Here is a 21,109-nt window from a genome sequence, read left to right as displayed (position 1 = left end):
ATGGGCCGGCAGTTCATCGGCGCGGGCTGGGCGTTCCCGCCGCGCACGGACGCCACCGGCAGCGTCGCGCTGGTGCGGGACGAACGCGAGATCGCGGAGTCGATCCGGCTGATCCTGGCCACCTCGCCCGGCGAGCGGCCGATGCGTCCGGAGTTCGGGTGCGCGCTCGGCGACTACGTGTTCGCGCCCGCGGACGCCGGCACGGCCGGGCAGCTCGCCTACGAGGTGCGGCTCGCCCTGGAGCGGTGGGAGCCGCGCATCGAGGTGACGGACGTCGCCGTACGGTTCGACGAGGCGGACGACGGCGTGCTCTACATCGACGTCGGGTACGCGGTGCGCGGCACCAACGATCCGCGCAACCTGGTCTTCCCGTTCTATGTGATCCCGGACGGCGAGGGGTCCGCATGACGCTCCCCAGCCCCAACCTGGACGACCGGCGCTTCCAGCAACTGGTGGACGAGGCCAAGCGGTTGGTGCAGCAGCGCTGCCCGGAGTGGACCGACCACAACGTCTCCGATCCCGGCGTCACACTGATCGAGGCGTTCGCCACCATGGTCGACCAGCTCGTCTACCGGCTGAACCGGGTGCCGGACAAGAACTACCTGACGTTCCTGGACCTCATCGGGGTGCGGCTGTACCCGCCGACGGCCGCGCGCACGGAAACCACGTTCTGGCTTTCCGCGCCGCAGCCCGACACGGTGCGCGTCGCGGCCGGGACCGAGGTGGCCACCGTGCGCACCGAGACCGAGGACGCGGTGGTGTTCACCACCGGCCGGGATCTGTCGATCGTGCCGTGCGCGCTGTCCCGTCTGGTCACCTGGCCGGCCACCGGCGATGCCGCCGACCGGTCCGCGGAGCTGGCCCTCGGCCGTGACGTGCCGTGTTTCGGCACCGCTCCCACGCCCGGGGACTGCCTCTGCGTCGGGCTGTCCCAGCCGGTGCCCGGCTGCGCGGTGGTACTGCGCCTGGACTGCCGGGTGGACGGCGTCGGGGTCGATCCCCGCCGCCCGCCGCTGGTCTGGGAGGCGTGGGACGGCGCCGCCTGGGCGGCGTGCGAGGTCGAGAAGGACGACACCGGCGGATTCAACAAGGCCGGCGAGGTCATCCTGCACGTGCCCGCCGCGCACACCGCCTCCGTGCTGGCGGGGCACTCCGGCGGCTGGCTGCGCTGCCGCCTGGTGGACGCCGCGGCGGACCAGCCCGCCTATGTGGCGTCGCCGACGGTCCGCCGGGCGAGCGCGTTCACGATCGGCGGAACGGTGGCGGCCGCGCACGCCGAGACCGTCGTGGAGGAGGTGCTGGGCCTGTCGGAAGGGGTGGCCGGGCAGGGCTTCCGGGTGGCCCGGCCACCGGTGGTGGCGGACGAGCAGCCGTTCGTGGTGGAGGTGGCCGAGGGACGCGGCTGGGTGGAGTGGACACGGGTGGACGACTTCGCGCACTCCACCCCCTACGACCGCCACATCACCCTGGACCCCAACTCCGGCCAGGTGGACTTCGGGCCCGCCGTGCGGGAAGCCGACGGCACGCTGCGGCTGTACGGCGCGGTACCGCCGAAGGGCGCCCCGGTGCGGGTGCGGTCCTACCGTACGGGCGGCGGACGTCGGGGCAACGTGGCACGGGGCGCCCTGCGGGTGCTGCGCAGCTCGCTGCCGTTCGTGGCACGGGTGGAGAACCGCCGTCCGGCGCTGGGCGGGGTGGACGGCGAGACGGTGGAGAACGCGCGGGTGCGGGGGCCGATGACGCTGCGCACCCTGCACCGGGCCGTGGTGCCGCGCGACTACGAACTGCTGGCGCGCGAGGTGGCGCCGGACGCGGCCCGGGTGGCCTGCGTCCCGGCGGGACCGGGCGATGCCGGGGAACCGCCCGAACAGGCGGGCGGTGTAAGGCTGTTGGTGGTGCCGGCCGGTCGCAACGACGAGCAGGGGCGGATCCGGTTCCAGGAGCTGATCCCGCCGCGGGACACCCTCGCGATGATCGCGTCGTATCTGGACGAGCGGCGCCCGATCGGCACCCGGCTGGTCGTGGAGCCGCCCTACTACCAGGGCGTCACCGTGGTCGCCTCGGTGGTGCCGGGCCGCGGGCTGGCGGTCGAGCGGCTGCGGGGCGCGGCGTTGGCCGCGCTGTACGGCTACTTCAATCCGCTGACCGGCGGGCCGGACGGGCAGGGCTGGCCCTTCGGCCGCCCGGTGCACTCCGGGGAGGTGTTCGCGGTGCTGCAACGGGTGCCCGGCGTCGACCTGGTCGAGGACGTCATGCTGTTCCCGGCGGACCCGGTCACGGGACAGCGCGGCGACGCCGCCACGAAGATCGAACTGGACCGGCACGCACTGGTGTTCAGCTATGAACACCAGCTGCGGGTGAGGGAGGCGTGAGTGCGCGGAACACTTCCCGGACTGCCGACACCGCACCCGCTGCTGCATCAACTGCCCGCGGTCTATCTGGACCAGCCCTTCGTCGCCGGCTTCCTGAGCGCGCTGGACGAGGTGCTGGCGCCGGTGCTGCTCACCCTGGACAACCTGCCCGCCCACCTGGATCCGCGCACCGCGCCCGAGGACCTGCTGTCGTTGCTGGCGGGGTGGGTGGCGGCGAACGCGGACGAGGACGGGGACGGGGACCGGCCGGTCGGCCGGCGCCGCGCCGTCGTGGCCGGGGCGGTGGCCCGGCACCGTCAGCGGGGGACCCGGGCGGGACTGGCCGCGGCGATCCGGGCGGAGACGGGCCTCGAACCGGAGATCAGCGAGAGCGGCGCCACGTCCTGGTCCGGTGAGCCGGGGTCGGCGCTGCCCGGTTCGGCGCGGCCGTGGGTGCGGGTGCGGCTGCGGATCGCGGACGCGCAGGCGGTGGCACCGGCCCGGGCGCGGCTGGAGAGGCTGGTGGCCGCCGAGGTGCCCGCGCACGTCGGGTACGAGGTCGAGGTCGTGGCGGCGGACGGGACTGATGCGTGATGATCTGTCCCGACTGCGGCCACCGCAACGCGCCCGGCACCCGCTTCTGCGCGTCCTGCCGGGCGTTTCTGGCGTGGGAGGAGGAACGGGCCGGGGAACCGCCTCCCACCACGGGCCAGGCCACTCCCCCGCCTCCGGAGACACCGCCGGAGACAACGCCGGAGACAACGCCGGATTCGCCTCCGGAGACAACGCCGGCCACACCCCCGTCCGACGCCGCCGGCCCGGCCACGACGACGTCCCCGGCCACACAGACGTCCTCGGCCGCACGGACCTCCCCGGCGCCACAGACATCCTCGGCCGCGCAGACGTCCCCGACCGCGCAGACGGGGGCGCCGTCGGCAACGCCGCCCGTGGTCGCCCCGCGGCGGCCCGACGACCCTCCCGAGCGCGCACCGGACCACCGCACCGGCGCCGCCGCGGACCCGCCACCCGAGGTGCCGCCCCGGCCGGACTCACCGCCGCACCGCCCCGGCCGCGCCTGCCCGGGCTGCCGTGCCGAGAATCCGCACGACCGGCGGCTGTGCGAACGCTGCGGGACCCTGCTCGACCCCGCGCGGCCGCCCGGCCAGGCTCCCCGGGCGCCCTGGTGGCGTCGCGTCCTGCCGGGTCGCGAGCGGCGGCCGCCGGCCGCCGGAAGCAGACCCAGGACTCGGGCGTGGCGCCGGCCGCGACTGACGCTGCCGGTGTTCCTGATCGTCCTCGCCGTCGCGGCATGGCTCGCCCGGGCGCAGTTGACCGAGCTGTTCACCTTCGCCGAGGACAGCGCCGGTGCCCCGAAGCCGCTGCACCCCGCGCAGGTGCGCGCCTCCAGCCAGACGCCGTCCCACCGGGCGCAGGCGGCCTTCGACAGCCTCAGCAACCGCTACTGGGCGCCGGCCGCCACAGGACCCGGCACGGGGCAGTATCTGGAAGCCGACTTCGAACGGCCGGTGCGGTTACGCAAACTCCTTATCACCTCCGGGAGTTCGACGAAGGCGGACGAGTTCCTCGGCCAGGCCCGGCCCGCGCGGATCACCGTCACCCTCATCTCCTCACAGGGCGAGCACACCACCAAGAACCTGGACATCGACGACAAGCCCGGCCAGCAGAGCTTCGACGTCCGGGGAGCGGACGTGACGCGGGTGCGGCTGACGGTGGACGCCGCCTACGCCGCACGGAAGGACCGCCGGGTGGCCATCGCCGAGGTGGAGTTCTTCGGACGCCAGTGAGACTCGGCAGCACCATCCACCGCGAACATGCGACGAAAGATCCTGCGCGACTGCCGTCTCAAGGGAGACGGCGTACACCACGCCGTGCTCGGCATCGCACGTCTGCACAACGTCACCCTCGCCGGGTGACGGAAAACGAGCAGGTCATCTGCCGCGCTGTAGATCATTTACGGGACAACGCCTAGGCATCCGTGTGGACGGCGCGTCGGCGGAGGCTGATTCCTATCGCCGCCACGATCTGTCGAGAGCGATCGACTTGAGTTGGCTCATCGTCAGCACGGGTCTCTTCCGGGTCGCGGGCGTTCCGAAGGAAGAGGCGTTCAGCTCAGTCACCAGAACCCTGAACCCGTCTTCGTACAAGACGTCGGCATCCCTCTGGACGGCACCGGTCTCCTGGTCCGGCTTCCCCTGCCGCGTGACGATTCTGGCCCCGCCAGGCGTGGAATCAGAATACCGGAACAAGGAGAACATCTCGGGGCTTTTTTGATCCCATTGCTGGATGCTGATGGCCAGCAACGACTTTCCTTTTCCGTCGTCCACTGTCAGATCAACGTAACCGCGATCCCCTCCCTCCTCATCGGCAATGGTCAGGTCCTCGCTCAGCATACCCTTCAACTGTGCAAGAATTTTGTGCTTTTTCATCCTTCCTGCGCTCGGTGGCGTGGGCGGGGCCGGAGGCTCCGGCACATGCGGGAGGAGCGACGTCCATTCGGTTGACATCGCGATCCTGGATAGTTGGCCGATGGTCAGCGGCAGCGATCCATTCGGCGCCTTGCCTGCGTTCCTTTTCTCGGCTTCCGTCTGCACGACGGACACCTGACCTCCGCCCCGACCCGTGAACTGCGCCACCCACCGCTCCTTGGAGTTAGGATCGAGGAGCTTCTCGTGGCCTTGATAGGAAATCAGCTTCCCGCCCCTCTCAGCCGTCTTCTCGACGCAATGGTCATACGGATGGGTGGAGCGAAGTGGGCACGCGGGGTCGGGTGTACCGTCCGGGAGCCAAGAAAGGCTGACTTCGACCAAAGATGCCCCGCGATCATTTCTGAACAGGATTTGGCCGGAGGATGCAGCCGACGTCGCCCCATTCCTTGGGAGCTCCGACACCCGCCCGTGCGGCAGCAGCGTCATGAGGGACTGTGCCATACGGTCCGCGGACACAGGTCTGCCTCCCGGCCGATTTTCCACCGCTTTCGACACCGCAAGAGCGATGAGCCCCAGCATGATGACCGCCGAAAGCGAAACGACTCCCCGGAAATTGCGAGAGACCAATGATCTCGACTTCTCCTCGATCGGTGAACTTTTCTTCATCCATAACATGAAATCACCAGCCCGCTGTTGTGTGCTGCCGTCAACTGTTCGGCTGTCACGCCGCTCATTGAGGCGTGACAGCCGAACAGCTATCAAGCAGGTCGACCGACTAGCAGTCGGCCCACAGGCCGCCGACGGGGGTGACACCTATGAAGGCCCCGTCGCTGATCACCGAATCCAAAGGGTCGCTGTACGTGAACGGGGCCCCAACGTATGGCCATGCTCCGTTCTGGAAACCGTACTTATCGGAGGCATCTCGACTGTATCCGCAGATCCTCCACTGCTCGTTCCAGTTGATAACGGAGTTGATGGGCTGCGGGAATGTCTTGAATCCGCCGCTCTCGTTGCAGTTGTAGAAGTACTCACTTCCCGAATAGTTCTGGCCCGAGTAGAACCAGGCGTATGCGCAGTCACTGACGGACGCTGCCGAAGCGGGAGTTGACGTGACGACCGAAGCCGTCACACCACCCCCTGCCGAAAGAATCGCCGCGGCAATCAATGAGACCATCTTCTTCATCATTCTGTGCAACCTTTCTTCAGTATCGTTTTACCGGTGGCGGGAAGTTCATGGTTCTATTGCGGAATTCCCTGGATTTCGGAACGCCTTCCCGCCGGGAGCGTCGCCGAAAGGGAACGGCGGGCTGCCGGAACCCCACTCCCGGGGACCCCCGAGTTGCGACCGACCCGGAAGCTCTCCCAGATACTGAGGTGGTAGCGCCTGGACGCGGTTGACGTACACAGGGCGGGCGGGCTGGGCCGTCGCAGTCTGCGTGGCGTTCGATGGCTTCGTTCTGACGGCGCCTGGCGCCGGACGATCTCCGTGGCTACCCATGGAAGCCGGCGGTTCGGGTAAAGGCGCGGCTGGGAACGGAACACCACGCGTCGACGGTGCGGAAGCGCCCGTTCAGGTCGGTCTGCCGGGAGAGCACTGAGAGCATGGCCCTCGCAGTTGCGGCGACGAGCTCGCAGACCGCACCACCGCGTGAGTGGGCAACCCGATCCCGCCCTTCCTCCGGTGCTCGGTGGACCGACCCTTCCGGCCGGCGCGGGCTTGCGCTTGGCCCCTCGATGCAGGGATCTATGACGCTTCGCGCGCACCGGTCAGGGGTCGACCCACATCATCGAAGATCAAGGAAATATCTCCTCACCGTAGCCAACCCGGCTTGGCGCCAGACCCGTTGACGCAACCCTAATACTGATTGGACACACTGTCCAACGATCTGTGCAATGACTTCCCTCCATTGGCTGGCGTCCGCACCAGAAGGGCGCAGTGAACCGGTCGCGTACGGACTGCCCGTACCGGGATGTCCGTCATGGCTGTCGGGTACCAGCCGTCGTCAATTGAGGTCCGTGATCTCGCCGCGGTTGATCGACCTCGACGCCTGGCGCCCGACAAGGCCGGTTGATCGCCGACCGCATACATTCAGGCGTGGCTTCTCACGTTCGGGTCCCAGCGGCTTCGCGGCAGTCTCGTGGGCGCCGTCGTGCCGGGCCAAGCAGTCCGGCGCGCGAGCCGGGCATGCGCCGACGCCCGCCGTCGAGCAGGTGCGGTTCAGGGCGTCAGTTCCGTCGGAAGCTCGGCGGACAACGTTGGCCAAGGAAGCGCTCTTCGGCACGGATCCCGACGCGCACGTGACCGGTGTGGCGGTGCCGACCGGGACGGGGGGCAAGGTACCGGGCCACTGGCGGGTCAGCGGCCGGTGGTCCTACAGCTCCACTTCCCCGAACGCCAGACGGGCCGCAGTCGGCGCGCTGCTCAAGAACGATCAGGATGTGGTCGTCGGCCAGGCGCTGGTCCTGATCCCCGTCGGCGACCTCACACCGGAGGACACCTGGCACATGCCCGGCACGCGGGCCTCGTCCCGGCCGTCGGCCCAGAGGTGTACGGCAAGTCGCTCCTGGACGTCGACGAGCTCGTGAGCCTCACGGTCTGACCGCGGGAGCCTGATGGTCCCACCGGCCCCGAGCGGTGCCGCCGCCCCCACGAGAGCCGTTCCGGCCGCTCCGTAGGATGGCGGCATGGCTTCCACCACGCGACGACGTTCCACCGCGGCCGACCGGCGGGCCGCACTCGAGGAGCGCATGGTGTCCGCGCTCGAGGAACTCCTGCGGGGCGGTCTGACCTACACCGAACTGAGCGTCGAACAGATCGCGCACGCCGCGGGGATCTCGCGGTCGACCTTCTATCTGTACTTCCGCGACAAGGTCGACGTCCTGCTGCGGGTGAGCGGTTCGCTCAGGACCCGGAGCTACGAGATCGCGGAGGCGTGGGAACCCTGCGGGCCCGACGGCGGCGCCGACGGGCTGGCCCGCACCTACGAACAGATCATGCGTCACTACCGCGAGCACGCGGCCCTGCTGTCCGCCATCCACGAGGTGGCCGCCTACGACCCCGCGGTCCGCGACTCGTGGTCGGCGCACCAGGACCGCTTCGTCGACAACACGGTGGCGGTGCTGGAGGAGGAGCAGCGGGCCGGCCGCACGCCCGCGGACATCGATCCGCGGCTCGCCGCGCGGTTGATCGTCCAAGGGGGCGGCGAGGTCATCACCCGGCAGGTGGTCGGCGGCGACGGCAGCGACGACGCCGACGTGGCCCGGGAACTCGCCCACGGCTACTGGCACGGCGTGTACCGCCGCCCGGCGGGGCGGCCCACCGTTCGCCGGTGATCCCGGCGGCTGAGGAGCGGGCGTGCTCGATGGTGTCGTAGGCGACGATGTCGAGGATCGTGCCGTCGTCGCACACGACGATCCGGCGCCACTGGAAGCCGGGGCGGCCCTTGAGGTACTTACGGTGCAGGTGCGCACTCGACGCGCGCCGGGCCGATCGTCAACACGTCGGCGCCGGCCAGGGAGAAGAATCGAGGAGATCACTGGAACGACGACACCCGCCCCAGCCAGGAGCTGGAAGCGGGTGCTGACTTCCCCTGCCCGAAAACAGGACAACGTGGCGGAACCTGGGGAACTCTGCCTCTGTGTGTCCGAGGGGGGACTTGAACCCCCACGCCCGATAAAGGGCACTAGCACCTCAAGCTAGCGCGTCTGCCATTCCGCCACCCGGACCAGGTGTCTGCCGCCCGGCCGGGGTGTTCCCCCGCGGCGACGAGGACAACAATACCAAGCTTTCAGGGTGCCTTTCACCTGCGTTTTCCCGGGGATGCCCGCCCATGCCGGTCCGGGGATGCCCGTCCTGCCGGTCCGGGGATGGCGGGCGCGGTCAGGACCGGGCGCGGGCGTGGTACGACCGTCGCGTGTGCTCGGTGTGGTCGCGCATGAGCGCCGCGGCGCGCTGTTCGTCCCCGTCGGCGATCGCGGCGGTCAGCGCGCGGTGCTCGGCCCAGGACTGCCGGCCGCGCTGCCGGGCCACGGGCGCGTAGTACCAGCGCACCCGGCGGTCGACCTGCGCCGCCAGGTCGGCGAGGACCGCGTTGCCGGCCAGCTCCATGATCTTCGCGTGGAACCGGGCGTTCAGGCGGACGGTCACGTCGAGGTCGACGTCGATGTCGTCGGCGTCGGCCTTCTCGGCCTCGGCACACAGTCGCTCCAGCACGGCGAAGCCGGCGCTGTCCGGGTGCGCGGCGGCGAGCCGGGCCGCCTCGGCCTCCAACAACGTCCGCACGGTGAGCAGTTGGTCGACCTCCTGGTCCGTCGGCTGGTGCACGAACGCACCCTGGGCGGGCCGCAGATCGACCCAGCCCTCGGTGTTCAGCCGCTGCAGCGCCTCGCGCACGGGCTGGCGGGAGACGCCGAGATGCCCGGCGAGTTCGCTCTCGACCAGGTGCCGGCCGGGCTCCAGGGCGCGCGTGGTGATGAGTTCGAGCAGTGCCTCGTAGACGCGGTCGCGCAGCGGGCCGGGCCGTTCCAGCCTGGGCACCGCCCCCTGCGGCAGCCCTGTCGGCAACATCGGGATGTCCCCCTCCCGGCAGCGCGGGACGACGGCAGACGTGGAAATGACGGTGCGCTTGTCCTCGGTCCGCAGTCTACGGCGCACCGTCACCCAGGGCCCGGAAAGCCCACCGGGAGCCCGGCGGGCGAACGGCCCGAGCAGGGGGTCTCAGGGGCAGCGTACGACCTGGCCCGCGTAGGACAGGTTCCCGCCGAAGCCGAACAGCAGGACCGGGTCCCCGGTACCGATCGCGCCGCGTTCGACCAGCTTGGACAGGGCGAGCGGGATGCTCGCGGCCGACGTGTTGCCGGAGTCGGTGACGTCGCGGGCGACGACCGCGTTGACGGCGCCGATCTTCTGGGCGAGGGGTTCGATGATGCGCAGGTTCGCCTGGTGCAGGACGACCGCGGCGAGGTCCTCGGGCGCGAGGCCGGCCCGTTCGCAGGCCTGGCGGGCGATCGGGGGCAGCCGGGTGGTGGCCCAGCGGTAGACGCTCTGCCCCTCCTGCGCGAACCGCGCCGGCTGCCCCTCGATGCGCACGGCGTGCCCCATCTCGGGCACCGAGCCCCACAGCACGGGCCCGATGCCGGGCTCCTCCGCCGCCTCCACCACCGCGGCCCCCGCCCCGTCGCCGACGAGCACGCAGGTCGTACGGTCGCTCCAGTCGGTGACGTCGGACATCTTGTCGGCGCCGACGACCAGGGCGCGGACCGAGGCGCCGGCGCGGACCGCGTGGTCGGCGGTGGCCAGGGCGTGGGTGAATCCGGCGCACACGACGTTGAGGTCCATCGCGGCGGGCGAGGACATGCCGAGCCGGGCGGCGACCCGGGCGGCGGTGTTGGGCGAGCGGTCGACCGCGGTGGACGTGGCGACCACGACCAGGTCGATGTCGCCGGGCGTGAGACCCGCCGCCGCGAGCGCCTTGGCGGCGGCGTGGGCGGCCAGCTCGTCGACGGGTTCGTCGGGTCCGGCGATGTGACGCGTGCGGATGCCCACCCGGGTCCTGATCCACTCGTCGCTGGTGTCGACCAGGGCCGCCAGGTCCTCGTTGGTGAGCACCTTGGCGGGTTGGTAGTGGCCGACGGCGGTGATGCGCGAGCCGTTCATCGGGTGGGTCCCCCTGGTTGCCTGGGTAACGGGAGCCCTCAGTCTGTTCAGTGACCCGTGAGTACGGCGGCAGCCGAGGCGACAGGATTCGGCCGCCGGGGTTGTCGGCTTCCATCAGGATCTCGGACGACCGAGCAAGTCGACCGCGCCGACTGCGAGGCGGGCCGCGGCCCCACCCCCTCCATGTGCAGGACAATGAGTCTCCGCATCGAATGAGTTTCCGCATCAAGGGCCGCTCCGGCTACCAGTTGCCAGCTACCAGCTACCAGCTACCAGCACGTACAGAACCGGGACTGAGACACGACATGGGACGAGTCACGGAACGACGCAAGGTGATCCGCATCCGCGACGGGGCCGTCTCCACGCGCCCGGACACGCTGGTCGCCGAGGAACCGCTGGAGATCCGGCTGAACGGCAGACCGCTCGCGATCACCATGCGCACCCCGGGCGACGACTTCGCCCTCGCCGCCGGCTTCCTCGTCAGCGAGGGCGTGCTCGCCGAGCGGCAGGACCTGCGGAACATCGTGTACTGCGCGGGCGCCACGGCGGACGGACACAACACCTACAACGTGGTGGACGTGCAGACCGCGCCCGGGGTGACGATCCCGGACATCACCCTCGAACGGAACGTGTACACCACGTCCTCCTGCGGGCTGTGCGGCAAGGCCAGCCTCGACGCGGTGCGGACCACCGCCCGCTGGCCGATCGCCGACACTCCCCCGCTCCGCCTGGACCCGGACCTGCTCGCCAGCCTCCCGGACCGGCTGCGCCCGGCCCAGCGGGTCTTCGACCGGACCGGTGGGCTGCACGCCGCCGCCCTGTTCGCCGAGGACGGCGCACTGCTCGACGTGCGGGAGGACGTGGGCCGGCACAACGCCGTCGACAAACTCGTCGGCCGCGCCCTGCAGAACGGGGACCTGCCGCTGTCGCGGGCGATCCTGCTGGTGTCCGGCCGTGCCTCCTTCGAGCTGGCGCAGAAGGCCGTGATGGCCGGCATCCCGGTGCTCGCGGCGGTCTCCGCGCCGTCCTCCCTCGCCGTCGACCTGGCCACGGAGACCGGCCTGACCCTGGTCGGCTTCCTGCGGGGCAACTCCATGAACGTGTACGCGGGCGGCGAACGCCTGGTGCTGAACTGATGGCCCGGTAGCCGCCCGCGGCGGCGCGGCGGTCGAGGGCTCCGGGCTGTGGCCGGCCATGGACCGGGTGGGCGCGAGCCGCTAACGTCGCGGAGCGTGCCCGACGACGCACGAGCACGACAGCGAACGGGGACCGGCCTCGGCCTGCTGCTGGCGCTGGTCCTCGGGGCCGTGCTGCTCACCCCGCACGGGCGGGGCGGCGGCGGGGAGGGCGAGGGCCGCTGCGCCCCGCACGCCGTGTCCTCGTGGGCGGCGGACTCCGCGCTCACCGGCGAGTTCGCCCGCTACGGCGACGACGGCGCCCGTACCGACGACTGGACCGGGGGCGACGGCACCCACTCGGTGCGGCTGCCGGACGGCCGGGTGCTGTGGCTGTTCTCCGACACCTACCTCGGCCGGGTGCACGGCCCGCCCAACCCGGCCGGCGAGTCCTCCGCCTGGCGGGACACGAGCGCGCCGCTGGTGCGCAACTCGGCGGTGCTGATGCGCGGCGGGCGGCTCAGCGGCACCCTGCCCGCCCCGCTGTTCGCCGACCCCGCGCCGAACCAGTGGCGCTGGCCGGTCGCGGCCCGTGTCGAACCGCGCGCGCCGGGTGCGCGGGAGCGGGTGGTGCGGGTGCTGCTGTGGGTGCGCACGGCGGGAGCGCCGCCGTGGGTCTACGGGGTGCCCACCGCCACCGAGGTCGCCACGCTCACGCTGCCCGGCCTGCGCGTGGAGTCGGTGGTGCGGGTCCTCGACCAGGGGCTGGTGCCCGACCCCGCCCGCCGGGTGCTGTTCGGCACGACGCTGGTCGAGGAGGGCGGCTGGACGTACGTCTTCGGCGGCGACGACCGGCAGGCCGCGTCCCGTCCGGCCTCGTCGGCGTACCTGGCGCGGGTGCCGGAGGGCAGGCTCGCCGATCCCGCCGCCTGGCGGTACCGGCAGGGGGCGGGGTGGGGGCCGCGGCCGCTGCCGCTGCGGGGGGCGGCGGTGGGCAGCGCGTTCTCGGTGGTGCACCGGGGCGGGACGTACCTGCTGTTCACCATGGCCGCGGGTGTGAAGGGGATGACCACCCTGACGTCGTACTGGGCCTGCTCCCCCGCGGGGCCCTGGCACGGGCCGGGCGCGGGCGTCCGGCTGGCCCTGCCGCGGGGCCGGGTCGCCGCCTACAACCCGCAGGCGCATCCCGAACTGTCCGCCCGGGGCCGTCCGGTGCTCAGCTACGACGTCAACTGGACGGAGGCGCAGGGCGCCTCGGCGAGCATCAACGCGGACGTGGGGTTGTACCGACCGCGGTTCGTGACGCTGCGCCTGACTCGGTCTCGGTGACGTCCTCGACGGGGTCGTGGGAGCGGCGCTTGGCGATCACCGCGCACACCATCAGCTGCATCTGGTGGAAGAGCATCAGCGGCAGCACGGCCAGCGAGGCGTGGGCGCCGAACAGGACACTGGCCATCGGCAGTCCGGAGGCGAGGGACTTCTTGGAGCCGGCGAACTGGATGGCGATCCGGTCGCCGCGGCCGAAGCGCAGGGCCTTGGCTCCGTACCAGGTCAGCGCCAGCATCACCGCGAGCAGGACCGCCTCGACCGCCAGCAGGCCGCCGAGCCTGGCCGGGCTGACCTGGTGCCAGATGCCCTGGACCATGCCCTCGCTGAAGGCGGTGTAGACGACGAGCAGGATCGAGCCGCGGTCGACCAGCCCGAGGACCTTGCGGTGGCGGGCGACGAAACGCCCGATCCAGGGGCGCAGCAACTGCCCGGCGAGGAACGGCACCAGCAGTTGCAGCACGATCTTGACGAGGGAGTCCGCGGAGAACCCGCCGCCGCTGTTGCCGAGCAGGGCCGCCGCCAGCAGCGGGGTGACGACGATGCCCACCAGGGAGGAGAAGGAGCCCGCGCAGATCGCGGCGGGGACGTTGCCGCGGGCGATGGAGGTGAAGGCGATCGACGACTGGATCGTCGACGGGACGAGGGTGAGGAACAGCAGGCCGTCGTAGAGCGGGCGGGTCAGCAGCACCGGGACGGCACCGCGGGCGGCCAGGCCGAGCAGCGGGAAGACGACGAAGGTGCAGGCGAGGACGGTGACGTGCAGCCGCCAGTGCCGCAGTCCGTCGAGTGCCTCCCGGGTGGACAGCCGGGCGCCGTAGAGGAAGAACAGGACGGCGATCGCGGCGGTGGAGGCACCGGAGGCGACGTCCCCGGCGGTCCCGCGCGCCGGGAAGAGGGCCGCGAGGCCCACGGTCCCGAGCAGCAGCAGGATGTACGGGTCTATCGGCATCCAACGCGGCCATTGCAGATGCTTCACGGTGCTCCACTTGCTGGTCTGTTCCGACGGTGCGGGGGGTTGATCCTCTCTCCATGGTCCCCCTCGGGCCGGTGATCGGGAATCCGTCATACCGCTCTGACTGTGATGTCGTTCCGTGATGACCGGCTATCGTGTTCCGCGTGTACGACACCTCCCACCTGCGCACCTTCCTGGCGGTGGCGCAGACCCTGAGCTTCACGCAGGCCGCGCGGCGGCTCGGGGTGCGCCAGTCGACCGTCAGCCAGCACGTGCGGCGGCTGGAGGACAGCGCCGGGCGGCAGCTGCTCAGCCGGGACACACACTCCGTGGAGCTGACGGAGGACGGCGAGGCCATGCTCGGGTTCGCCCGCCGGATCCTGGAGGTGCACGAACAGGCGGCGGCGTTCTTCACGGGTACCCGGCTGCGCGGCCGGCTGCGCTTCGGCACCTCGGAGGACTTCGTGCTGACGGGGCTCTCGGAGATCCTGGAGGCCTTCCGGCACGACCACCCGGAGGTCGACCTGGAGCTCACGGTGGGGCTGTCCGGCATCCTGCACGAGCAGCTGGCCGCCGGAAAGCTGGACCTGGTGCTGGCCAAGCGGCTGCCGGAGGACCCGCGCGGTGAGCTGGTGTGGCACGACGAGCTGGTGTGGATCGGGGCGGAGCGGCTGCGCCTGGACGCGGACCGCCCGGTGCCGCTGATCGTGTTCCCGCCGCCGGGCATCACCCGTGCCCTCGCCTTCCAGGCGCTGGAGCGGCAGGGTCGCCCGTGGCGGGTGGCGTGCACCAGCACCAGTCTCAACGGGCTGATCGCGGCCGCCCGCGCGGGCCTCGGGGTGATGGCGCACTCCCGGCGGCTGATCCCGCCGGGCCTGGTGCGGGTGCCGGACCGGGCGGGGCTGCCGGAGCTCGGCCAGGTCGACTTCGTCCTGCTGCACGACCGCCGCCGCGCCGCCGCCCGCGGCGCGGCCGAGGCCCTGGCGTCGGCCGTCCTGGCGGCCGGCGACCGGCTGCACCGCAGGTAGGGCCACCCGTCGCGGCAGGACGCCGGCCGGGACGGCGGCGGAAGCGCTGCCGGGGAGGGGCCGGCCGGGGCGGTGGTGCCGGAGTGACGGAACCGGGCTCGGCGGCGCAGAGAGAAGGAAGACGGCCGCGCGGCGCGGACCACGCAGACCAGGCGGACGGCGCGGACGAAGCGGCCGGGGGTGGACACGCGGGTGCGTGATCGGGTCGTACAGATTCGGTGGAGATTACCGTCCCGAAACTTACTGAATGGTCAGTTCCCTGTCCGACCCTTCCCCATGTGCGCCCATTTTCCGGCACCGACCAGCACATAACTGAGCGTTTCTCGGCTTTTGCCCCCCTCCCACCCCGCCCCGGCGTGGGGTAGCTTTCACGGCGCCGTGCGGAGCGTCACCAGGATCGGGGAGCGGGGTTTGCGCGAGTTCACCAACCCTCCGTTGGCGTTGCCACCGCCGGTGGGCGGACTGGCCGACGTCGTCTTCCGGCGTGCCCAGGACGATCCGCTGCACATCGCCATGGGCCGCAAGGACGGCAGCGGGGTGTGGCGGGACGTGACCTCGGCGGAGTTCCGGGACGAGGTGCTGGCCCTCGCCAAGGGGCTGCTCGCCCAGGGCATCCGGTTCGGCGACCGGGTCGCGATCGTGTCCCGCACCCGCTACGAGTGGACGCTCTTCGACTTCGCGCTGTGGACGATCGGCGCCCAGGTGGTGCCGGTCTACCCGACCTCCTCGGCCGAACAGTGCTTCTGGATGCTGTACGACGCCGAGTGCACGGCCGCGATCGTGGAGCACGAGGACCACGCGATGACCATCGCCACCGTCATCGACCGGCTGCCGCGGCTGCGCCGGCTGTGGCAGCTGGACGCCGGGGCGGTGCGGGAGCTGTACGACGCCGGGGCCCACCTCGAGGACGACGTGGTGCACCGCCACCGGCAGGCGGTGACGCCGGACTCGATCGCGACGATCATCTACACCTCGGGCACCACCGGCCGCCCGAAGGGCTGCGTCATCACGCACGGCTGCTTCATGTACGAGGCGGACACGGCCATCGAGCGCTGGGAGCCGGTGTTCCACTCGAAGAAGGGCGACGAGGCGTCCACCCTGCTGTTCCTGCCGCTGGCGCACGTCTTCGGGCGGATGGTGCAGGTCGCCGCGGTCCGGGGCGGGGTCCGCTTCGGCCACCAGCCCCAGCTGCACGCCGCGGCCCTGCTGCCCGACCTGGCCGCGTTCCGGCCGACGTTCGTCCTCGCGGTGCCGTACATCTTCGAGAAGGTCTTCAACTCCGCCCGCCGCAAGGCCGAGAAGGAGGGCAAGGCCGGGGCCTTCGAGAAGGCCGTCGACGTCGCCGTGAAGTACGCGGACGCGGTGGAGGCCAAGGCGTGGGGCATCGGGCCCGGGCCGACGGCCGGTCTGCGCATGCAGCACCAGCTCTTCGACAAGCTCGTCTACTCCAAGGTGCGGGCCGCGATGGGCGGCCGGATCCGCAACGCCATGTCGGGCGGCTCGGCGATGGACCGCAGGCTGGGCCTGTTCTTCGCGGGCGCCGGCGTGCAGATCTACGAGGGGTACGGGCTGACCGAGACGACGGCCGCCGCGACCGCCAACCCGCCCGAGCGCACCCGTTACGGCACCGTCGGGCAGCCGATCCCGGGCGTCACCGTGCACATCGCCGACGACGGCGAGATCTGGCTGCGCGGCCCCAACGTCTTCCACGGCTACCTCAACAACCAGAAGGCCACCGACGAGACGCTGCACGACGGCTGGCTGGCCACCGGCGACCTGGGCTCCCTCGACGCCGACGGCTACCTCACCATCACCGGCCGCAAGAAGGAGATCCTGGTCACCTCCGGCGGCAAGAGCGTCCCGCCCGGGGTGCTGGAGGAGCGCGTCCGCGACCATCCGCTGGTCAGCCAGTGCATCGTCGTCGGCAACGACCGCCCGTACATCGCCGCCCTGGTCACCCTCGACCAGGAGGCCGTCGAGCACTGGCTCACCATGCGCGGCAAGCTGCGGATGACGCCGGCCGAGCTGGTGCGCGACCCGGACCTGGAGACGGAGGTGCGACGGGCGGTGGTCGCCGCCAACACCCTTGTCTCGCAGGCGGAGTCGATCCGCACCTTCCGCATACTGGCGCAGCCGTTCACCGAGGAGCACGGTCTGCTGACCCCGTCCCTCAAGCTGAAGCGGAAGGCCATCGAGAAGGCGTACGCGAGCGAGGTCGAGGCGCTGTACCGGGTGTAGCGGCGCCGGATACAGCGGCGCCGTACCGGGTGCAGACATGTGTCCGGTGGGCGGATTCCGGTGTCAGGAATGCATCACGGCCCGTGATCGTTGACGATGGGGAGTATCACCTGACACGCGACCGTAAGGATCAAGAGCTCGTGAGCAGCAAGGTCCCCCCGATCACCCTCAACAACGGCGTCGAGATGCCCCAGCTGGGCTTCGGCGTCTGGCAGGTGCCGGACGACGAGGCGGAGCGGGCTGTCGCCACCGCGCTGGAGGCCGGGTACCGCAGCATCGACACAGCGGCGATCTACGGCAACGAGGAGGGCACGGGCCGGGCGATCGCCGCCTCCGGCCTCCCCCGCGAGGACGTCTTCGTCACCACCAAGCTCTGGAACGGCGACCAGGGGTACGACGCCACGCTGCGCGCCTTCGACGTGTCGCTGGCGAAGCTCGGCCTGGACCACGTCGACCTGTACCTCATCCACTGGCCGACGCCGGACCGGGACAAGTACGTCGACACCTACAAGGCGTTCGAGAAGCTCCACGCCGACGGCCGTGTGCGGGCCATCGGCGTCTCCAACTTCGAGCCGGAGCACCTGCGGCGGCTGATGGACGAGACGTCGGTGATCCCGGCCGTCGACCAGATCGAGCTGCACCCGCACCTGCAGCAGCACGCGGCCCGCGAGTTCCACGCGGAGCAGGGCATCGCCACCGAGGCCTGGTCGCCGCTAGGTTCCGGCAAGGGCCTGCTGGAGGTCCCGGCGATCGTCGCCATCGCGCAGAAGCACGGGCGCACCCCGGCCCAGGTGGTGCTGCGCTGGCACCTCCAGCTCGGCAACATCGTGATCCCCAAGTCCGTGACGCCGTCCCGGATCAAGGAGAACATCGAGGTGTTCGACTTCAGCCTGGACACCGAGGACCTGGCCGCGATCAGCGCGCTGAACGAGGACCGGCGCCTGGGCCCGGACCCGTCGACGTTCAACGTGGCCTGATCCACGGGCAGTCGGAGGCCGCCCGCCCTGTCCGGGGCGGGCGGCCTCGCGGGTGTTGGAGCGCTCTCGAAGTCAAGACCGGGCTCGGTTCACCCGGGGCGGTTCACCCGGGGCGGACGGCGGTGTGCACCGTGTGGGCGGCCAGCACGAAGACGTCCGGACGGTGGTGCACGCTCGCCCGGTCGTCGGGGTCGAGGAGACGGTCGAGGGTGGCGCGGTCGTCGGCGTCCAGGGCGTCGCCGAACCCGTCCCGCAGCCAGGACAGGCTCGCGGCGACGTAGGCCCGGGCCCGGTCGGGGGCCGGTGCGGGCAGGTCGAGGAGGAAGCTGCGGGTGCGGGCGTGCGTCAGGCCCGCACCGGTCAGCAGGGCCGGCCAGTCCTCCACCTCGTCGACGGAGCCGGGCAGATCGGCCCGCATGCGGGCGAACCGCTCGGCCTCCAGGGCGTCCAGCCGGGCCTGGAGACCCGGGCGCCCGAAGCCGAGGTCGCGCGGCAGGTACCGGGACGGCAGCCCGCCCTCCATGATCGCGAGCGTGCCGCCGGGCGCCAGCCGACGTGCGAAGGCGGCGAGGGCGGCGCGCTGGTCGCCCAGGTGGTGCAGGCTGCGGCCGGCCCACAGCAGGTCGGCCGGGTAGTCCGACTCGTCCAGGACGTCGGGGAGTTCACCGGCGAGCGTGTCGAACCGGTCGGCGTATCCGAGCCGGGCGGCCCGGGCCCGGGCACGCTCCAGGAGTGGCTCGGAGCCGTCGACGGCCAGCACGCGGGCGCCGGTGAACGTCTCGGCGAACAGGCACGAGACGACTCCGGGACCGCTGCCCGCGTCGACGATCAGCCCCGGCTCGGTCACCTCCTTGCCGAGCCAGAAGAGTGCCTGCTCGTACAGGGGGGTGAACAGTTCGGCCTGGGCCTCGAGGAACGGGGCCATCTCGGCCCAGTCGATGTCCGTGTGGTGCCCGTGGGCAGGGTGGCCGTGGTCGTCGTGGCCGTGGTGGCCTTGGTGGCCGTGGTCCGGGTGCGCCATGGTCGTCAGCCTCTCGTCCTGGGATGCCGCCAGCGTGCTCCGACGCACCGGACGAGGCCAATTCTGTTGCGGGCGCGGCAAAAAACGGGATGCGCGGGACGCGTGGTCCCGCGCGAGCCGCCGGCCGACGAGGTCGGCCGTGGATTTCGCGATCCGCCGGGGTCGTGCCCGGGAGGGCGACCCCGGCGGATCACCGGTGACCGGCCGGGATGTGGTTCACCGGCAGGTCACCGCGTTACTGCGCCACCGCACTGCCGTGCTACGGCAGCGGCGGGTAGGCGTTCTGCATCAGCTGCTGGAACTGGGCCGAGAACCAGTGCCCGGACAGCGGCGCGTTCGGCAGGGCGCCCGACATGCTGTTGCCGTTGCGGGCGTTGCCCGTGTACGTCGGGTCGCACATCCGGTCGAAGCCCTTGCCCTCGTCGTTCGCGATGGCGCTGCTGGAGCCGTCGGACTCACCCGGGGGCTTCATCCAGACGTAGGCGTCGATGCCGGCCGCGGGGCTGGCCTGCGGGCGCTCACCGAGGCCGGCGCCGGACTGGTTGCACCAGTTGCCGACGTGGATACGGCGGTCGTAGCGGCCGCCGTCGACGTAGGCGTCGACGCTGGTCGTCGGGCCTGCCGAGGTCGGCCGGGCGGTGCCGCCCCAGCCGTTGCGGGAGGTGTCGATCAGCATGCCGATGTTGGAGTTGAAGCCCACCGAGACCAGTTGGTTGCGGAAGGCCTGCGCGAAGGAGAGCTCGTCGACGTAGCGGTTCCAGTCGACCCACTTCGACTGGCGCACGGAGGTGCCGTTCACCGAGTCGTTGATGGTGAAGTGGTCTTCCTTCAGGGCGCTGTAGTTGGCCGTGTTGGTGATGAAGCCGGCGACGTCGTCGACGGTCGCGCCCTCGCTGGTGGCCGCCTGCTTGAACAGGGTGGCCGACGCGCCGAAGTTGTCGTCCCAGCCGATCCAGCCGTGGTGGCCGGCGTCGAGGTAGTTGTAGACGTTCGAGATCGCGCCGAGCTTGGCGAGCGCGTAGCCGACGCCCTTGATGTAGTTGCCGTTGGCGAGCATGGTGTCGCAGTTGGCGGTGGCGGTGGGCCGGCTGCCGGTGTTGGTGACCAGGTTGGGCAGCGAGTCGATCTCGATGGTGGTGACGATCCGCAGCGAGGAGTACTTCGGGTCGGCCAGGATCGCCGCGATCGGGTCGATGAACTGCGTCTTGTACTTGTCGATCTCCGTCGGGCCGAGTTCGCCGTTGGAGGCGAGGGCGGCGCAGTCACGGCCGGGCAGGTCGTAGATGACCAGCTGGACGACCTCTTCGTTGCTGCCCTTCTGCGCGAGGGCCTTGTCGAGGTGGTCGCGCAGGCCCATGCCGCCGTTGACCCCGTTGATCGCGGCGATGCGGTCCAGCCAGACGCCGGTGGGCTGGTTGGAGACCCGGCTGCCGCCCGGCTCGGCGGCGGCCTTCGCGGACCACTCCGGGTTCACGTAGACCTTGGCGCCGGCGTACGGGTTGTCGACGCGGCCGCTCGGGTCGGTGGTGCCGCCGCCCCCGTTACCGCCGCTTCCGTCGTCGACGTTGCAGGTCACGCCGTCGAGGGTGAACGTGCCCGGCACCGCGTTGGTGCCGCTGTAGGTGCCCTGGAACCCGAAGCTGGCCGAACCACCGGTCGCCAGCGTCCCGTTGTAGGACTCGTTGTTCGCCGTCACGGCGGTGCCGCTCTGGCTGACCTTGGCGTTCCAGTAGTTGGTGATCTTCTGGTTGCCGCCGTAGGACCACTTCAGCGACCAGCTGCTCTTCGCGGCGCCGTTGTTCGTCACCGTCACGGCGGCGGTGAAGCCGGTGTCCCACTGGTTCTGCACCTTGTAGTCGACGGTGCAGGGGATGGCGGACAGGCCGGCGTCCGCCGGGACGACGGCCGTCGCCGTCCCGGCCGTCCCGGCGACCAGCGCCAGGGCGGCGAGTATCGATGTTCTCGTGCGGCTCATGAAAGCGGGTTTCCTGTTCT

General features: G+C 71.2%; 18 protein-coding genes, 1 tRNA gene and 1 pseudogene. 12 read left to right on the top strand and 8 right to left on the bottom strand.

The window, feature by feature from the left end:
* The 5 genes and pseudogenes from ACZ5GT_RS18880 to ACZ5GT_RS18860 all read left to right on the top strand — a co-directional run.
* Positions 1-408, top strand: coding sequence for a GPW/gp25 family protein (locus tag ACZ5GT_RS18880; protein WP_469024866.1), 408 nt, complete (start codon positions 1-3; stop codon positions 406-408).
* A complete protein-coding gene (locus ACZ5GT_RS18875) occupies positions 405-2,372 on the top strand; it encodes a putative baseplate assembly protein (RefSeq protein WP_469024863.1) in 1,968 nt (655 codons plus the stop codon). Before ACZ5GT_RS18880 ends, ACZ5GT_RS18875 begins: the two co-directional genes overlap by 4 nt.
* Positions 2,373-2,945, top strand: a complete 573-nt coding sequence (locus ACZ5GT_RS18870) for a phage tail protein (protein WP_469024860.1) — start codon at positions 2,373-2,375, stop codon at positions 2,943-2,945. It begins immediately after the preceding gene.
* A gap of 686 nt (positions 2,946-3,631) precedes the next feature.
* A complete protein-coding gene (locus tag ACZ5GT_RS18865; protein WP_469024856.1) occupies positions 3,632-4,156 on the top strand; it encodes a discoidin domain-containing protein in 525 nt (174 codons plus the stop codon).
* Positions 4,157-4,192: 36 nt separating this feature from the next.
* A pseudogene (locus tag ACZ5GT_RS18860) lies at positions 4,193-4,285 on the top strand (IS5/IS1182 family transposase); the annotation flags it as partial.
* Positions 4,286-4,378: 93 nt separating this feature from the next.
* Here ACZ5GT_RS18860 and ACZ5GT_RS18855 read toward each other — a convergent pair.
* A complete protein-coding gene (locus tag ACZ5GT_RS18855) occupies positions 4,379-5,473 on the bottom strand; it encodes a hypothetical protein (RefSeq protein ID WP_469024853.1) in 1,095 nt (364 codons plus the stop codon).
* A 100-nt stretch (positions 5,474-5,573) separates the two neighbouring features.
* Positions 5,574-5,984 carry a hypothetical protein gene (locus tag ACZ5GT_RS18850; RefSeq protein ID WP_469024848.1) on the bottom strand — a complete coding sequence of 137 codons (411 nt, stop codon included), beginning with the start codon at positions 5,982-5,984 and terminating at the stop codon, positions 5,574-5,576.
* A gap of 1,070 nt (positions 5,985-7,054) precedes the next feature.
* On the opposite strand from ACZ5GT_RS18850, the gene ACZ5GT_RS18845 reads away from it, so the two are divergent.
* Complete coding sequence (locus ACZ5GT_RS18845; RefSeq protein ID WP_469024845.1) at positions 7,055-7,384, top strand: hypothetical protein; 330 nt, start codon at positions 7,055-7,057, stop codon at positions 7,382-7,384.
* Between the two features lie 99 nt (positions 7,385-7,483).
* Positions 7,484-8,131 (top strand): TetR/AcrR family transcriptional regulator, encoded by a 648-nt coding sequence (locus ACZ5GT_RS18840; protein WP_469024842.1) that lies wholly within the window; start codon positions 7,484-7,486, stop codon positions 8,129-8,131.
* A 308-nt stretch (positions 8,132-8,439) separates the two neighbouring features.
* On the opposite strand, the gene ACZ5GT_RS18835 is transcribed toward ACZ5GT_RS18840, so the two are convergent.
* The 3 genes from ACZ5GT_RS18835 to ACZ5GT_RS18825 form a co-directional block, all read right to left on the bottom strand.
* A tRNA-Leu gene (locus tag ACZ5GT_RS18835) sits at positions 8,440-8,524 on the bottom strand.
* A gap of 154 nt (positions 8,525-8,678) precedes the next feature.
* On the bottom strand, positions 8,679-9,365 hold the full coding sequence (locus ACZ5GT_RS18830; protein WP_469024839.1) for a GntR family transcriptional regulator: 687 nt from the start codon (positions 9,363-9,365) through the stop codon (positions 8,679-8,681).
* A gap of 150 nt (positions 9,366-9,515) precedes the next feature.
* Positions 9,516-10,454 carry a beta-ketoacyl-ACP synthase III gene (locus ACZ5GT_RS18825; RefSeq protein WP_469024836.1) on the bottom strand — a complete coding sequence of 313 codons (939 nt, stop codon included), beginning with the start codon at positions 10,452-10,454 and terminating at the stop codon, positions 9,516-9,518.
* 305 nt (positions 10,455-10,759) lie between these two features.
* Here ACZ5GT_RS18825 and fdhD point away from each other — a divergent pair, with 305 nt between their 5' ends.
* Together fdhD and ACZ5GT_RS18815 are read left to right on the top strand one after the other, a co-directional pair.
* Positions 10,760-11,590, top strand: a complete 831-nt coding sequence (gene fdhD / locus ACZ5GT_RS18820) for a formate dehydrogenase accessory sulfurtransferase FdhD (RefSeq protein ID WP_469024833.1) — start codon at positions 10,760-10,762, stop codon at positions 11,588-11,590.
* Positions 11,591-11,686: 96 nt separating this feature from the next.
* A complete protein-coding gene (locus tag ACZ5GT_RS18815; RefSeq protein WP_469024830.1) occupies positions 11,687-12,898 on the top strand; it encodes a hypothetical protein in 1,212 nt (403 codons plus the stop codon).
* Here the strand turns inward: ACZ5GT_RS18815 and ACZ5GT_RS18810 are convergent.
* Complete coding sequence (locus tag ACZ5GT_RS18810; RefSeq protein ID WP_469025234.1) at positions 12,834-13,847, bottom strand: bile acid:sodium symporter family protein; 1,014 nt, start codon at positions 13,845-13,847, stop codon at positions 12,834-12,836. The genes ACZ5GT_RS18815 and ACZ5GT_RS18810 overlap by 65 nt on opposite strands.
* A gap of 167 nt (positions 13,848-14,014) precedes the next feature.
* Between ACZ5GT_RS18810 and ACZ5GT_RS18805 the strand changes: the two genes are divergently transcribed.
* The 3 genes from ACZ5GT_RS18805 to ACZ5GT_RS18795 all read left to right on the top strand — a co-directional run bounded on the left by ACZ5GT_RS18805 (position 14,015) and on the right by ACZ5GT_RS18795 (position 18,093).
* Entirely contained in the window at positions 14,015-14,878 is an 864-nt protein-coding gene (locus ACZ5GT_RS18805; RefSeq protein WP_469024823.1) for a LysR substrate-binding domain-containing protein, read from the top strand.
* Positions 14,879-15,289: 411 nt separating this feature from the next.
* Positions 15,290-17,116 carry an AMP-dependent synthetase/ligase gene (locus ACZ5GT_RS18800; RefSeq protein ID WP_469024820.1) on the top strand — a complete coding sequence of 609 codons (1,827 nt, stop codon included), beginning with the start codon at positions 15,290-15,292 and terminating at the stop codon, positions 17,114-17,116.
* A 140-nt stretch (positions 17,117-17,256) separates the two neighbouring features.
* Positions 17,257-18,093 carry an aldo/keto reductase gene (locus ACZ5GT_RS18795; RefSeq protein WP_469024815.1) on the top strand — a complete coding sequence of 279 codons (837 nt, stop codon included), beginning with the start codon at positions 17,257-17,259 and terminating at the stop codon, positions 18,091-18,093.
* 103 nt (positions 18,094-18,196) lie between these two features.
* On the opposite strand, the gene ACZ5GT_RS18790 is transcribed toward ACZ5GT_RS18795, so the two are convergent.
* On the bottom strand, positions 18,197-19,114 hold the full coding sequence (locus ACZ5GT_RS18790; RefSeq protein WP_469025227.1) for a methyltransferase domain-containing protein: 918 nt from the start codon (positions 19,112-19,114) through the stop codon (positions 18,197-18,199).
* A 259-nt stretch (positions 19,115-19,373) separates the two neighbouring features.
* Positions 19,374-21,089, bottom strand: coding sequence for a glycoside hydrolase family 6 protein (locus tag ACZ5GT_RS18785; protein WP_469024812.1), 1,716 nt, complete (start codon positions 21,087-21,089; stop codon positions 19,374-19,376).
* Positions 21,090-21,109 lie beyond the last annotated feature (20 nt).

This window comes from Streptomyces sp. NPDC031340, from assembly GCF_055569945.1.
Note: the sequence above shows the minus strand (reverse complement) of the source record. Positions and strands in the feature narration are given on the sequence as shown.